The 15,148-nt window shown below is 39.7% G+C and carries 15 protein-coding genes and 1 pseudogene; 13 read left to right on the forward strand and 3 right to left on the reverse strand.

The window, feature by feature from the left end; genetic code table 11:
• Positions 1-6: 6 nt before the first annotated feature.
• Positions 7-636: an NADPH-dependent F420 reductase gene (locus WFJ73_RS00530; protein WP_336770988.1), complete on the forward strand. Its 630-nt coding sequence runs from the start codon at positions 7-9 to the stop codon at positions 634-636.
• 568 nt (positions 637-1,204) lie between these two features.
• Here the strand turns inward: WFJ73_RS00530 and WFJ73_RS00535 are convergent.
• Positions 1,205-1,705, reverse strand: a pseudogene (locus tag WFJ73_RS00535) (transposase); the annotation flags it as partial.
• A gap of 592 nt (positions 1,706-2,297) precedes the next feature.
• On the opposite strand from WFJ73_RS00535, the gene WFJ73_RS00540 reads away from it, so the two are divergent.
• From WFJ73_RS00540 to WFJ73_RS00550, 3 genes are all read left to right on the forward strand, one after another.
• Entirely contained in the window at positions 2,298-2,549 is a 252-nt protein-coding gene (locus WFJ73_RS00540; RefSeq protein WP_336770990.1) for a MafI family immunity protein, read from the forward strand.
• A 187-nt stretch (positions 2,550-2,736) separates the two neighbouring features.
• Positions 2,737-3,156 (forward strand): ester cyclase, encoded by a 420-nt coding sequence (locus tag WFJ73_RS00545; RefSeq protein ID WP_336770991.1) that lies wholly within the window; start codon positions 2,737-2,739, stop codon positions 3,154-3,156.
• Between the two features lie 237 nt (positions 3,157-3,393).
• Positions 3,394-3,918 (forward strand): phosphotransferase-like protein, encoded by a 525-nt coding sequence (locus WFJ73_RS00550; RefSeq protein WP_336770993.1) that lies wholly within the window; start codon positions 3,394-3,396, stop codon positions 3,916-3,918.
• A gap of 72 nt (positions 3,919-3,990) precedes the next feature.
• Here WFJ73_RS00550 and WFJ73_RS00555 read toward each other — a convergent pair whose 3' ends face one another.
• Entirely contained in the window at positions 3,991-4,413 is a 423-nt protein-coding gene (locus WFJ73_RS00555) for a DUF4275 family protein (RefSeq protein WP_336770995.1), read from the reverse strand.
• 147 nt (positions 4,414-4,560) lie between these two features.
• Here WFJ73_RS00555 and WFJ73_RS00560 point away from each other — a divergent pair, with 147 nt between their 5' ends.
• The 8 genes from WFJ73_RS00560 (at position 4,561) to WFJ73_RS00595 (ending at position 13,649) form a co-directional block, all read left to right on the forward strand.
• Positions 4,561-4,899 (forward strand): hypothetical protein, encoded by a 339-nt coding sequence (locus WFJ73_RS00560; RefSeq protein ID WP_336770996.1) that lies wholly within the window; start codon positions 4,561-4,563, stop codon positions 4,897-4,899.
• Positions 4,900-5,196: 297 nt separating this feature from the next.
• Positions 5,197-5,472, forward strand: a complete 276-nt coding sequence (locus tag WFJ73_RS00565; protein WP_442955919.1) for a DUF6985 domain-containing protein — start codon at positions 5,197-5,199, stop codon at positions 5,470-5,472.
• Positions 5,473-5,831: 359 nt separating this feature from the next.
• Positions 5,832-5,969: a hypothetical protein gene (locus WFJ73_RS00570; RefSeq protein ID WP_336770999.1), complete on the forward strand. Its 138-nt coding sequence runs from the start codon at positions 5,832-5,834 to the stop codon at positions 5,967-5,969.
• Between the two features lie 581 nt (positions 5,970-6,550).
• Positions 6,551-8,284, forward strand: coding sequence for an extracellular solute-binding protein (locus tag WFJ73_RS00575; protein ID WP_336771002.1), 1,734 nt, complete (start codon positions 6,551-6,553; stop codon positions 8,282-8,284).
• 109 nt (positions 8,285-8,393) lie between these two features.
• Positions 8,394-9,254: an ABC transporter permease gene (locus WFJ73_RS00580; RefSeq protein ID WP_336772098.1), complete on the forward strand. Its 861-nt coding sequence runs from the start codon at positions 8,394-8,396 to the stop codon at positions 9,252-9,254.
• A gap of 11 nt (positions 9,255-9,265) precedes the next feature.
• Positions 9,266-10,144, forward strand: coding sequence for a carbohydrate ABC transporter permease (locus WFJ73_RS00585; RefSeq protein WP_336771006.1), 879 nt, complete (start codon positions 9,266-9,268; stop codon positions 10,142-10,144).
• Between the two features lie 95 nt (positions 10,145-10,239).
• On the forward strand, positions 10,240-11,949 hold the full coding sequence (locus WFJ73_RS00590; RefSeq protein WP_336771008.1) for a sensor histidine kinase: 1,710 nt from the start codon (positions 10,240-10,242) through the stop codon (positions 11,947-11,949).
• Positions 11,950-11,951: 2 nt separating this feature from the next.
• Positions 11,952-13,649, forward strand: coding sequence for a response regulator (locus WFJ73_RS00595; protein WP_336771010.1), 1,698 nt, complete (start codon positions 11,952-11,954; stop codon positions 13,647-13,649).
• 75 nt (positions 13,650-13,724) lie between these two features.
• On the opposite strand, the gene WFJ73_RS00600 is transcribed toward WFJ73_RS00595, so the two are convergent.
• The gene (locus WFJ73_RS00600; RefSeq protein ID WP_336771012.1) at positions 13,725-14,513 is read right to left on the reverse strand and encodes an SDR family NAD(P)-dependent oxidoreductase; all 789 of its coding nucleotides are present in this window, start codon (positions 14,511-14,513) and stop codon (positions 13,725-13,727) included.
• A gap of 189 nt (positions 14,514-14,702) precedes the next feature.
• Between WFJ73_RS00600 and WFJ73_RS00605 the strand changes: the two genes are divergently transcribed.
• Complete coding sequence (locus WFJ73_RS00605; RefSeq protein ID WP_336771014.1) at positions 14,703-15,128, forward strand: hypothetical protein; 426 nt, start codon at positions 14,703-14,705, stop codon at positions 15,126-15,128.
• Positions 15,129-15,148: the final 20 nt, after the last annotated feature.

A 15,148-nucleotide genomic window follows, 5' to 3' on the forward strand; every position in this document is an offset into this window, starting at 1 on the left:
ATTAGCATGACAGTAAGTGTAATAGGGACAGGACGCATGGGCAAAGGTTTAGTCAAAACTTTAAGCCCGATTATATCGGGGCTTAACTGGGGTTCACGTTCTATTGACCATGTACAGCAGTTGATAAATGAAAGAGAGCTTAAGGGAGTAAAAGGAGTCAGTCTGGATGATGCACTTCGGGCAGATATTATTATTCATGCCTTTTGGTTTCGTGATCTGATTCCATTTGTTCAAAAACATGCCGAGCAGTTGTCGGGAAAGATCTTAGTGGATATAGTGAACCCATTTACCGAAGATTTTAGCGATTTTACTACGGAGTGGGGTACATCAGCTGCTGAGGAAATACAAAAGATTATTCCTTCAACAAAAGTGGTAGGCGCGTTCAAAAACACATTCGCTAAAGTATTTGAGAATCCGGAAAATCAAGGGTTGACGAGTGATGTCTATGTGACGTCCGACCATGATGAAGCAAAACACTCGGTCATTGAACTATTACAAGGCGTTCCATTTCGTATAATGGACGCGGGCAAATTGATGAACAACAGGACGATCGAGAGGATGACACTGTTTGAACGCGAGATAGCAATTAGATATGGACATTATCCATACGTTTCTTTCCGTCTTTTTGGTCAGTAAATATTGGGATTTTAGGGATGCATGATGAAAAATGGCTCGTCAAGTAGTGAGTGGGAACCGTATCACAAATAGTGATAAAGCGGAGAATTGAGTTTAATGGTAAGCCTAACTGAACTTCGACGCCTCGCTTAGTTAATAAGAAAAATGACCGGGATAGCTAGTGCTCATCCGGTCACTTTTTTTATCTGATGATCACGCTGAACGCGTTATTAAACATCTATATAACTAGCTTAAAGTTTTTTTGCCTTGATGACAAAAGTTAAAGGAAGCATCTTTGCATTTTTTGCAAAATCGCCGCTGTTAGGGTTCTATAAGCAATCGTATTATCTGAACCCCCCCCTTAATGGAAAATGAGCTATCCATTCATCCAGCTAGGAGGGGAGTTTCTTTGTGTTCAATGCAATTAGAGCTGTAGACTGGCTGGGCGTTAAGCTATTCCAGCTAATAGCTTGTCAATATTTAATTATTAATGGCATATTCACGGGGTGGTATACTGAAAAAAGGATATAGCAAATAACCGTCCCTTCAGGCACAGGAAGATATTTCATATGTTTCTATAGCCTGCTACTTAATCTAAACGGAACGATTCTTTCATGGCAAAGATCCATTGGATGAGTTTATTTACACAAGCGATTACGGCTACCCTGAACAGCTTTCCCTCAGCACGTTTTTTATCGTAGAAAGCTCTTAATTTTTTGTTTCGGTTACTACGAATGCCACATCGCACTGCTTGAAATAGAGCTGAGCGAAGCCTCCTTGAGCCGTGTTTCGTGATTCTATTCTGGGTTGATACAAATTTGCCTGAAGAGAAAACACATGGATCGACACCAGCGAAAGCTACCAACTTCTTAGCGTGTTCGAACCGATCGATCTCTCCGATCTCTGCTAAGATTGTTGCAGCAATCTTAGTACCAATGCCGGGTATTGATTGGATTAATTCATATTCGAGCAATTCTTCAGCCAGGGCATCGACCGATTTTACGAGGTCAGCTAGATGCTCCTGGTACTGAAGAAGCAATTTAATGAGCAACTGAATGGAAACTAAATGGCTTGGGAAAACCGTTTCTTTGCACGCTAACAGCGCATTAGACGATATTCAATTTTTCTTGAAATAAAGGATTTGGCTTTACCGCATTCATTACTCTAACGGGGAACGTTGCCGGCGCATTACGTCCGGTTGCTTTTTTCTTCAGAAAACTATGGTCATCAGTGGAAAAATTTCAGACACATGTTGATGATGATTCTTGGCATAGACATCTCGATTTCTGGGGCTTAGGAAATGACAGTTTAAAAATAAGAAGGGCACACATTAAAGCGCATATCTTACTATATGTATTCATGACGAAGATGCGGGAGCAGATGCAGTCTACATACACACACCAAACCCTAATGCAGACGGTTTTCCAGCGAACTTTGATTTTCTCGTTAAGGGCATGAGGTCAACAAAATGGAGGTGAACTTTTTGAAGAAGTTTCGTGGTAAAAAAAGATACTAAATTGGATTGTAAGCTTCCAAATACATTTTCTGAAATTATAGATACAGTTCAATTCAATATCGGATATTATGAATCTGAAATTGAACGTGTTTATTACATACAATCAAAAAACTTTAAATTTCATTAAAACCGTTGTTGTGTACAACAAAATAGGTAGGTGTCCTAAATGAGCATGGTAATTCAAATATCAAACATTTTAGAACAGATAACTATACCCGACAAAGACAGAGATGAGATATTGGAATATCTTGATCACAATGAGTGGGGAATAGCCCTTGAGCATCTTTGTGCAACCATAATTGAAGAAGACATTTTAATCACAGAGTCTTTGTTTGATTTGATTAAGAAAATTGGTGAGGAAATGAAACTCGATACAATGACTTGGTGGGAAGATTCCCGAAATCGAGTAATTGAGTAACATGATTTGCATAGACTTTGAAGATTAAGCTAACGGGAGACGATAGCTCAAGACAATACGAAGGCAGCTGGCATGATGGTCAGTTGCCGTTTTATTAAAGTAACGGGCAGTTATGTGCGTGTAACGCCTGACTAACTGACTGTGTTACAATAATAAGATATTATTTTTTTAACAAGGAGAACTCATTATGTCAGTAGAAGAAGTAGTGCGAATTTTTTTTGAGAAGGTTCGTTCTGGCAAAGAACCGGATGCTGCACACCAGTTAATGGCTGAACGAGTTTTGGCGCATCAGATTACTTCGGAAAATGAGGTGACCGTTGAAAGGTCACCAGCCAATTATGCAGATCATATTCGCGATATGATAGAGATTTACGGAGCATTCAGCTTGACTATAAAAGAGTTTTTAGTGCAAGATGATCGAGTTTATGTACGTTGGAAACAATCTGGAATCCACATTGGAAAAGTAGACGGATATACTCCGACTAACAAACCCGTCGTAGAGATCGCAAGTGCAGTCTATCGTGTAGAAAATGAGAAAATCGTAGAATATTGGATACAGATTGACCGCGAAGGAATTCGTATTCAACTGGAGCGCAACAAGGAATAACAGTTGAATCATTCAACTAACGGCAGACGTTAGTTCAGAACAACAAAATGGCAGCTGATCTAGATGATCAGTTGCCATTTTTATTTGAAGTAAAGGGCAGTATAGCATGATTATAAAAGTTCTCTACAACACCAAATTTTGGGTGCAGATGTTATACTAAAAATCAGATCAGGGAGCCGTCGCCGTGGTGATGAATATAGTTTTTTTGAAGACCATGAATAAGGGAGGAATAATGAGATGAACAAAGGTAAAATCGTATTTTTAAATGGTGTAACCAGCGCTGGAAAAACTTCTATTGTAGATGCTATTCAGTTAAAATCAGATGAATTTTTTTATGTTGTTGCAAATGACCTTTTTGAAAATACAATTGGCGATAATTATCTTCGTGAAGACTACTGGAAATATTTAAGTGATGCAATAATTATGATGTATCATACCGCTAAACTATTTTCTGATCATGGGAAGAATGTGCTTATCGATGGCATTTTGGTAGAAAGACCTGAGTTAAAACCGCATTATGAAAAAGTTAAGGACATATTTGCGGGGTATCCTTTCTATATAGTTGAAGTTTTTTGTCCTTTGGAAGTTTGTCGCCAAAGAAATATTGAACGCGGAGATAGAACCGAAGATCAATCTGAGTGGCAAAATGAAATAATGGCCAAAGATATACAGTACAACTGCTCTGTCAATACTCACATAAATTCTTCAGAAGAATGTGCAGATTCAATTCTCAGAAGTTTGTTTGGCAGTTCCGAGAATTAAAACACATTACGGGAGACATTAGCTCAATGAAAACTCAGTTGCTCGTAATGATCTGCTGCTGAGTTACTCACGCTAAATGATGCGGCGACTAAAGTAGGGACCATGCCAGTCTTTTTCATGCGTCAAAACATATGTCCAACTAAAATCCACCGATACGATATAAATATCGGATTCATCATGTAAATCTTGAATGGTCAAATTATCTGCGTTCTCAAGTTTTAAAGCATAATTCGAATGCTGATAAAATAGAAAACAAGGTCCTTTAGTTTGTTGGATGAATGCAGTCGTAGCCTCATCCCTTTCGAGGTGATCTTTCCTTTTATAGCTGAATAGATGCCATAGATAACCACCCTCATCATTAAGAAAGATATTCTCCTTATCTTGTTCACTAAGATGTGAAGCGAAATGCGTTTCCCATTGGGAGCGTAAATAACCGCCCCAGATAGGGATCTCCAACACACTCATTTTTTTCATAAGCCGTTCAGATATTTTCATTAGTTCTGATCCTCCAAAAATTAGCTCTCACGGAATTATATCATGAGCGGCACTGATGCTTTAGAAGTTAAACTACGAAGGTGAACGTTAGTTCAAAGTTAAACGTGGCAGTTCATGTAGGCTATTAAAATATAAGGTGGTTGGAACATGGACACACCAGATGCATTTAAAGATGAGCTTAATCGAATGAAGGAAGAATTCGAAACTGAACTTGAAAATCTTTCTGCAGGTGAAATAGAACTTGAAGAAGAACTAATGAGATTATTAGCCTGGAGGAATGCATATTTTGATTCTATTTCAATTCTCACAGAAAAAGATGATCCTTTAAACAACGGTGCTATTCAAAAATTATCAACTCGTAGAAATGATCTTGAAATAAAGATTGAAGAAAAAGTTATAACTTTGGATAATCTGAAAAGAGAAAATGAAGATAATTACAGAGTATACTCTCAACTACTTGAATCGACTAAGCGTTTGATGGAATAATTACTTACTGAACACATATGCCATTGTACTAACTGGGAACGATAGCTCAATTAGAACAGTGCAGCAGCCGGTCATTTTTGACCGGCTGCTGACGTTTCTCAACTCTAGGCAGGATTGTTGAATAACATCGCGAATACTTCGTGTGAAATTGTTTTGTTACGTTCTTAAAAATATTGAAAAAGCTTGAGGTGCAATTTATGGAGTATTCAATCCCAAATCTAACTCTCGGGGAATTTGGTTATGAAGGAAATATTCCTATATCCTCTTGGAGTGAACGAGCAGTTACTTTAGAGATTGGTGGCGACATGGTTTACACTTGAACATGTAAATGGTTATAACTTCACGATTGAGAAGCAAGAACGTATTAAAGAGATAATTCTGGAAGCTATATTTAAGGAATACCCAATCTTAAGGGAAAGTTATGGTTTTGATGTAGAAGAGGCCAATGAAATAATGCCTGAAATAAATACGACTTATGATTTAGAGAAATTTATTGAATTAACAGGAGTTCATATTTTGAATGTTAATTATGATGAGATTGCATATATTGGATATGAATTTAGATGTTCTTGAGATGAAGAACATGGACTTGGTGTTTTAACTCATAAAGATAGAATCGTGGAAGTCGGAGGGGCAGATACATCAATTTTGACTTGGAAAGCTGAAGTTGATTTTGAAAACGCTTCGGGGCATTAGGCATATTTCATTAAGCTAAACGGGAGACGATAGTTCAAATTAACACGACTGCAGCCGGCACGTCATCGGTTGCTTTTTTTGTTGCAGTAAAAGGGCAGGATAGGTACGCCTGGGCAGAGGTAAGGGGGATTCCCCCTTACCTCTTTGTGTTTATTCGATAGGAGAAAAGGCAAATGAACAAAATTCAATACGCTTTGTTTGAAAATCCTTAACCCGGAAGAACGCTTATTGTAGGTATGACTCCTTCAGGATCGCATTATGTACAGGTGTATTGGATTATGGGAAGAAGTGCGAACAGTAGAAATCGAGTATTTGAAAGAGAAGGTTTTAGTATAAGAAACAAAGCCATTAAAGAAATACAGATCTTTTTATGAATCATTAATAATTAGAGAGTTTGAACCAGATGCTCCCCACTAATAACTCTATGCCCTGCAATGTGCAGGAAGCTGTTAAGCAACTTATGTATTTGCTAGAACCATACACCAAGCACCTTGTATCACACCAACCTTAAGATAAATGCCTCAACCTAAACAGACAATGATCTTTGGCATATGGTAGTACAACGACATAATAATCCCGATTTAGAACCTTGATAAATCAAGGTTTTTTTTTATTTGTGCGTGTATTTCTTGACGTTTGTTTATAGACGTGAAAATCCCTTTATACGGGGATAACGACTAGAAAAGCACCCTATTAAGGGTTGTGACGAGTACACGCGTCAATCACATTATTTGTTCTATTTACCTGTGTATGAATGTGGAACTTGAAAAGGGCATGCGTGCCTTAGACGAAATGGTAAAAAAATGATAATGATCTAAAAAAGTGAAAGCATAGGGAAATGGCATGGAGTAAAGAGATGATAATGAAGTAACAAATTGAAGATATACGCTTAGTAAAAAATAACATAGAATTTTAAATGTGTTTAGTATTCACATTATATGAGAGGGGTTTTAAGGTGAAGAAAAATCAATCATCTTCAAAAGCAATACTTCTTCTGATATCGCTGATGCTTACAACGGGCTTTATTTCAGCATGCAGCTCCAATTCACCCGAGAAACAAACGAATACTGGAGCTCAAAGTCCAGCAAACAACAGTAGTACGGGCAACAATGAAACGAAGGAAGCGGTTTCCGGAGATGCTGATCCGTTCGGCAAGTATGAAACGCCGCTTACGATTCGCTTTACTCGTGATGTTGACAATGACACCCAAGATAATATCATTCCTAAAACTCCCGGGGAAACGATTGAAAACAACAGATGGTTGAAAGCGTTCTCTGAGAAGCTGGGCATTAATGTTAAGTATGACTGGACAGTTAGCTCCGGCGATGCTTATACCCAAAAAATGAATGTTACGCTAACATCCGGTGACTTGCCAGATATGCTTCGAGTAACGCCAGCGCAAATGAAGCAGCTAGCCGAAGCGGATTTAATCGAGGATTTAACGCCATATTGGGAGCAGTACGCATCGGATGATCTAAAGGAACTTTACGCTGAACAAGGACCGGCTGTGCTTAATTCTGCTGCAGTTAACGGAAAGATTGTGGGGCTTGGTAAGGCTGACGTTTACGGTGATGGTGTTTATTTATGGATCCGCAAGGATTGGTTAGACAAATTACAGCTTCCTGAGCCAACCTCCCTGCAGGATGTGCTGAAAATATCCGAAGCGTTTACAACACAGGATCCAGACGGGAACAAGTTAAATGATACGTATGGCTTAGCATTAACAAAAGATTTATACGGCGGCGCAATGGGCTTGGAAGGATTTTTTGCAGGCTACCATGCGTATCCGAATATGTGGATTGATGACGGCTCAGGAAATTTAGTTTGGGGCAGCACGCTACCTGAAGTAAAGGAATCATTGAAAGCGCTTTCCGATATGTATAAGGCAGGTCAGCTTGATAAAGAGTTCGGGGTTAAAGACGGTGGCAAAGTAGCCGAAAGTATTGCAGCCGGTAAAATCGGCATTGATTTTGGCGCTCAATGGAATCCCATGTATCCGCTCATCAGCAATTATCAAAATGATCCAAATGCCAACTGGGTAGGTTATGCTCTTGTTTCTGTAGACGGTAAACCGGCCCTTTCTCCGCAAAGATTTCAAGCGGACAGCTATTGGGTAGTAAGAAAGGGATTCTCTAACCCTGAGGCGCTTATCAAAATGTTCAATTTACACGTGGAGCTTAACTGGGGCAAAACAGGAGATTTTGACTACTATTACATGCCGGCAGCCAATGATAGTGTAGGGGTGTGGAAGTATTCCCCAGTTCAGCCGGCGTCAGCATTTAAAAACATTCGAGCTTTCCAAGAAATCGAAAAGGCTAGAAAAAATAATAGCTTTGACAGCTTAACGGGTGAAGCATTAGCTATTTATCGCAATATTAAAGCTTTCGAAGATGGGGATGTTTCGCAATGGGGTTGGCCTAAGATCTACGGAGCAGAAGGCGTTTACAGGCATGGGGTTAATTATATGGATAATGAACGATTCAAGTATGAAGCGTTTGCCGGTCCACCGACAGAAACGATGGCTGAAAGAAAATCTACATTAGAGGCATTGGAGAAAGAAACATTCGTCAAAATTATTATGGGTGCGGTGCCTTTGGATGATTTCGATAAATTCGTAGACAACTGGTATAAAGTTGGCGGAACAGACATCACGAAAGAAGTCAATGAGTGGTACGCATCAAACAAATAACACGATATGGAAAGCAAGGAGCATCCTTGCTTTCCATTTTCTTAATCCATAGGAGAAGGTGATTGAGCTGAATTTAAAAAAGTTGAAAAGAGAATTACCGTTAAATCTCATGATCTTGCCAGGGTTTCTATTCGTCATCCTATTTAGCTATGTTCCTATGGCTGGCATTATTATAGCGTTTCAACGCTTTATTCCGGCTAAAAGGCTCTTTGGCGATCAACAATGGGTAGGTTTAAAAAATTTTAAATATGTGATGAGCCTGCCCAATTTCGACAATATTTTGTGGAATACCTTTTATATTGCGTCTTTGAAGGTCATATTGGGCTTAATTGTTCCCATCGTGATTGCGTTGCTGTTAAACGAAATGAAGCATGTCCTATTGAAACGCAGCATTCAAACGGCGATATACCTCCCGCACTTCCTCTCCTGGGTTGTATTGGGCGGCATCTTTATCGATATCCTGTCCCCTACAAATGGACTTATTAATACGTTGATTAATAAGCTTGGCTTTGATTCCATATTCTTTTTGGGTGACAATAAGTGGTTCCCGTATACGATGATATTAACGGATACGTGGAAAGATTTCGGTTACGGAACGATTATTTATCTTGCTGCGTTAACCGGAATTAATCCGAATTTGTACGAGGCTGCTCAAATGGATGGGGCGAATCGTTGGAAGCAGACGATACACATAAGCTTACCCGGCATTCAGATGGTTATCGTATTATTGATGGTCTTGAGCTTAGGGAATCTTCTGAATGCAGGCTTTGATCAAATCTTTAATATGTACAGCCCGATGGTCTATGAGAGTGGAGACATACTCGACACTTTCGTCTATCGGATCGGTTTGTTGGATGCGCAGTTTGGCGTAGCTACAGCAGTCGGTTTGTTTAAATCCGTCATTGCATTGATCCTTGTCTCAACCTCTTATTTTTTTGCTTATAAATTTGCTGATTATCGAATCTTTTAGGAGGTATAGGAATGCGAATCAAAAAAAAACTAGACTGGTTTATAGTCATTAACAATATCTTTCTCCTTTTGGTCGCTGCGGCTTGTGTGCTTCCGATGATTCATATTTTAGCGATATCCTTATCATCAAGTGCGATTGCATCTACCGGTACGGTAACCTTTTGGCCAAAAGAGTTTTCATTAATCTCCTATGAATTTGTTGCTCAGCGTAAAGCATTTTGGGACTCCATGCTTGTATCCCTACAGCGCATCGCCCTTGGCGGCGCAATTAATGTGTTGTTAGCGACAACGATTGCCTATCCGTTATCCAAGGAAAAGAAAGACTTTAGTTTTCGAGCCTTTTATGCATGGACCTTTTTCATTACGATGATTTTTGGTGCCGGTTTAATCCCAACCTACATGCTGGTGAAGGAATTAGGACTCATCGATACGGTTTGGGCATTAATATTGCCTGGTGCCGTACCTGTATTTAGTGTGATTGTCCTTCTGAATTTCTTTAGGCTAACCCCAAAGGAATTAAGTGAATCCGCATTTATAGACGGAGCAGGCCATTGGAGAACGTTATGGAGCATTTATGTTCCGGTATCCATGCCGGCTATAGCAACGATTTTATTGTTTTCATTGGTTGGTCATTGGAATAGCTGGTTTGATGGGCTTATTTATATGAATAATCCAAGCAATTATCCGCTGCAAAGCTATATGCAAACGGTTGTTGTGCAAAAATCATTTACGACATTAACACCTGAGGAAGCAAAAGTAATGGCTAAAATTTCCGATAAAACGTTAAAGTCCGCACAGATCTTTTTAGGTGCTCTTCCGATCATTTGCGCATATCCATTTTTACAGAAGTATTTCGTAAAGGGCATGGTTTTAGGCAGTGTTAAAGGCTAATAGCGATCAGCCGAGGCCGCTGGCGATGAAACAAATAGTCATGTTTTATGCCAAGATTTTTTGATAATATGTAGGAAAAGAAATAAAAGGAGGGGGTGGCAATTAAATCTAGCATTTTTGTTAGATTAATGGCTACATTTTTAGCCGCAATCTTAGTCATTGTCGCTTTAGGTATTTATATGTACAACTGGAGCTTAAAGACGGTTAAAGATGAAATTTACAAATCAACGACGGCTCAGGTTACCTTTTATTTAGAGGGGCTGGAGGCAGAAATTGATCGAATAAAAATATTGCAATATGATGTTTTAAATGATGAGGATTTAAATAAGCTTGCGATACGATATACGATTATGGACGATTACGAAAAGATGGAGAGTATGAGAAAGCTGCATCATCGCCTGGTATCCATACAAAATAGTAATGCTTATATTTCAAATGTTAGTGCGCATATTTACCCTATACAAAAGACCATTTCCTCCAAGAAATCAGTGGGCGCTTTGAATAGGGATAAATTTGAAGCATTAAGAATTCCGGAAGGGATGAAGGGCGCTCAATTATTAATGTATAATGGGAACCTTCATCTCAGTACATTTCTATCGGGCAACATGGGGTTAAGCCCTTTGTTTATGATCGAAATCGAATTAAATACGGAAGTATTCCGAGAAGCATTAAAGCAGTTCGATACCTATCCCGACAGTCGGTCGATCTTGCTGGATCTAACAAATGGGTTAACGATTTATAGCGACGAGGATCGCATGTTCGACGATGTCGTTCACTCTTTTGCAAGAAATGAAAGCGAATTCAAAATTGGTGAAGTCATTAGTTATGGAGACACGTTCATCATCGCGGAGAAATCCGAATACTTAAATATGGTGCTGTTTCGATTCATACCTAAAGATGCTGTACTGGTTCCGACAAAAGGATTTTACGTGTGGCTATGGGTGTTTACGGGTGTAGTACTCATCCTTGTCACGTTTATCTATGCTTACACCTACCAGTTAATTCAACGTCCGATGAAGGAGCTTGTGAAATCGTTCCGCAGTGTTGAAAAGGGGAATTTCAATGTCAAAGTGGAAGTGAATCACAACAATGAATTTGATTACTTAAACAAAGGCTTTAATTCCATGGTTCAAAACGTCTCGAATCTCATTGATCAAGTGTATAAACACAAAATTCTTGAACAGAAAGCCGAGTTAAAGCATCTTCAATCTCAAATCAGCCCCCACTTCTTATACAATAGCTTTTTCTTAATGAACATGATGGCGAAAGTAAAGGATGAGAATTTGATTCCTTTCACCAAGCTATTAGGGGAGTATTTTCAGTTTATTACGAAAAATGATTCCGACTTTATTTCTTTGTATGAGGAAATTGAGCATGCAAGAACCTATGCTGATATTCAATTAATGCGTTATCCAAGCAAGCTGACGATTGAATTTGAAGACTGTCCGCCTTCCTTTAAGGAAATCAGCGTCCCTAGATTAATCGTGCAGCCAATTATCGAAAATGCTTTTAAATATGCGGTAGAGCATTCAAAAGGTCCCGTCACCATTCGGGTTTATTTTCAAACGACGGATGATAAGCTATCGATTTTTGTCGAGGATAACGGAAAGCAATTAACCGATGAAAAATTGCTAGATCTAGAAAAACAATTCATGGAAGCACACAGCAGCGAATCGTCTGGGCTAAACAATATTCATCGAAGATTGCAACTAATCTATGGTGAGGAGCATGGGCTTCAGGTAGCAAGAAGTGAGCTGGGCGGATTATTAGTCAGATTGCAAATTAATGCTAAGCTGAGGGAGTAGCCATGTTAAGACTTTTGATTGTAGATAACGAGGAAATTATAGTTAATCATTTATTTGAGGTATTTAGAGGGATGGACCACTTATCGCTTGATGTGTATAAGGCATATAGCGGTGAAGAAGCGATAGAGTGGCTGCATCGCACCCGTATGGATATTGTGTTAACGGATATCGATATGCCGAATATTAACGGGCTGCAACTGATGGATGAAATATTTAAGCAGTGGCCGCAATGCAAAATCATCTTTCTAACGGGTCACAGCGAGTTTAGCTATATCTATAAAGCGATCCAGCATCCCGATGTAAGCTATATTTTGAAGCTGGAAGATATTGATAAGATCATACAAGTTGTTGAGGAAACGGTGTTCAAAATCCGTAAGGAAATTAAAACCGGTGATCTCATCAGAGAAGCCAAAGAAAAAATTCACATAGCATTGGAACTGTTTCAGGAAGGTTATCTGCTTAACTTATTAAAGGGGAGCTCCATGGTAAAGGCAACGAAGGAGCAATTTGACCAGCTTTCTCTGCCCATTACGGATGAAGCCCCGGTTATCCTTGTTGTAGGTAAATTAGATGATCTATCATTCCAAGACAATAACTATTTAGAGAAAATACAGCAAATTTACTCTGTTCGACAAATGATAAAGCGATATCTTACCTCTAATTTGAAAAGCGTCATCATTTTAGACGATCATTTTAGATTTACGATCCTTATACAACCGAAGGAAAACGTAAACCCAGCTACGGAGGATTATGTCCATACTTTACAATACATAAAGGGAATGCTTGAGTCTGTCCAGCAAAGCTGCCAGGATAAGCTCAATCATTCTATTAGCTTTACCGTTGGCAGTAAACCGACGACATGGAATGATATCTCGCAACAATATAATGCCTTGCATTCCCTTTTGAATTACCGAATTGGAACAGAGAATACGGTATTATTAGTCGATAATGAAGTGCCCTCTACTGCTGCAGCGGAGAATAAAGCGGAATGCCCTAACGATGAGGAATTTGAAGCAGAGCAAAAATTACTGTCACTTACAACTACAAATTTGTTTGCTTTCATAGAGCAATATTTAGAATCGGGGCTAAAGGATAAGTATTTTGAAGAGCTGGAGCAAATTTTGCTGCCTCTAAGCTTGATAAAAAATAAAAATAATCTGGTTGCCCAGCAAGTGTATTGCTCTATTTCAATGTGCTTATTGTCTTATATGAATCGTTGGGGATTGCGTGATAAGGTTATTAGCAAAATAGGTGAAATCCGGTTTGTTAATACGGTTAATTTTTATAGTTGGGGCGATGCAGTCACTTATATAAGAAGGCTTTCCGTATGTGTTTTTGAACTTCAAAAGCTAGAGCAAAAAAGAAGGGCTGATAATGTAATTTCGTTTATTCAAAATTTTATAGTTTCACATCTCGGTGAGGATTTGTCTCTTGTTAGATTATCCGAGCAAGTGTACTTAAACCCATCTTATTTATCAAGAATATTTAAACAAGAAACGAAAAAAAAATTAACGGAATTCATAGATGCAGCCAGAATTCAAAGAGCCAAAGAATTGTTAGTGAATGAAAACATTAAAATACATGAGATTGCCAGACAAGTAGGTTATGAATCAGCGACCTCCTTTACAAGGTTCTTCAAAAGCTCAACAGGCTACTCACCGCAAGAATATAGAGATTCATACGTGATGAGGGTTAAGTGAGCGAATCCGTGCAAGCATTTATAGACTCCCATGAAAAGATAACAATGATGAAGTATCGTACTTCTCCATTGTTGGTTATCCTTTATTGTCCCGGTTGGACAACCATTGCTCAAATTCGACCGCCACGATCCGTTCTCCCGTCACTCCCACAGCGTCCGATGAAGCGAGGTAGATAATTGGTTCTGCCATAATTTCCGGCGTGAGCAGACGCGTCTGCGGGCCAAGTTCCTTTCGCAGTCCGTCCGGAATCATTCCGGTCACCGTCGCCCCGCCGGGAAGCAGCATATTGACCGCCACGCCGTGTTCCCTTAAGTCTTCTGCCATGATATAAGAGAGCGATTCGGTTGCCGCGCGTGACGGACCGTAAGGTACGAAGCCTTTTCTTTTCATGGTTTCATAGTTCATTGAAATGTTGATAATGCGCCCCTTGCCTTGCTCGATCATAAGAGGCGCAAAAGCGCGGGCGACGAGGAAATAGCCCGTCACGTTGGTGTCGATCAAATTCCGAAAACCTTCGGGCGTTACCTGGTAAAAAGGCTGAGGCTCGGTGAGAAAGCGCGGATTTACTGTCTTCATTCCGATCCCGGCGTTGTTCACCAGCACATCGAGTCCGCCCCATTCGCGGCGGACCCAACGGGCAGCTTCCTCTGCTGACTGCTCGGATCGCACGTCAAGCGGCAGGGCGTGCGCATCGTATCCTCTTTTTATAAAGCCGGCAACCGCTTGATCTAACTTATCTCCCGCTCTAGAGGATATCGCTACCTCTGCCCCTTCCGCCAGCAGCGCTTCCGCCATCGCATAGCCCAAACCGCCTGACGCTCCCGTCACGAGCGCCCGAATGCCTTCCAATCTTTTGTTCGTCATGTTACGTCACCACCCTTTCGTTAATGCGTCTTGTATTTTTGTACTTCCTATTTTACCCAAAGTTTAAAAAAACTTGCTCGAAAGTCGATATCATTACCAGTCGGGTTAACGGTGTACCGAACAATTCCCGGAATCGGTGGTACTTCAGTTATTAAGCGTCTTACTATGAAGAAAAGGAGTGGGTAAAACTTGCAGCGTACTATATATCTATTTGCATTAGTTATTATGTTTACGTCCGTTACAATTATTGCGGGCTGCCAAGGAGAAAGCAAAAAGGATACTTTTTCTGAAGTCGGGCAAAGGCTGTCCGAAAGTATAAAACAAATTGATAAACAACCTGGTATAGTTTTAACTGGGTTCGCTGCCGACCCCAAAGAGAAATTGTTTAAAGTTGGAATTGAATTTGACCAGAGTCAAATAAGCAGTGAGCAATTGAAAAAAATTGTTACTGATTATCTCAGCTATGCTGCTTCAAACTCATCGACTTCCACCAATTGGGGAGAGATGCTTAAACCATATCAATTGCGGATTGAAAAGTTAGGCGATGCTCAAAAAACACCAGTGATTGCTGTAAAAGATATCGGCTCAACAGAAATAAAATGGCTATTAAAATAAATAGCTCTGAAAGGCGGATT

The sequence above is a fragment of the Paenibacillus sp. MMO-58 genome (assembly GCF_037146255.1).
Taxonomy (GTDB): domain Bacteria; phylum Bacillota; class Bacilli; order Paenibacillales; family Paenibacillaceae; genus Pristimantibacillus.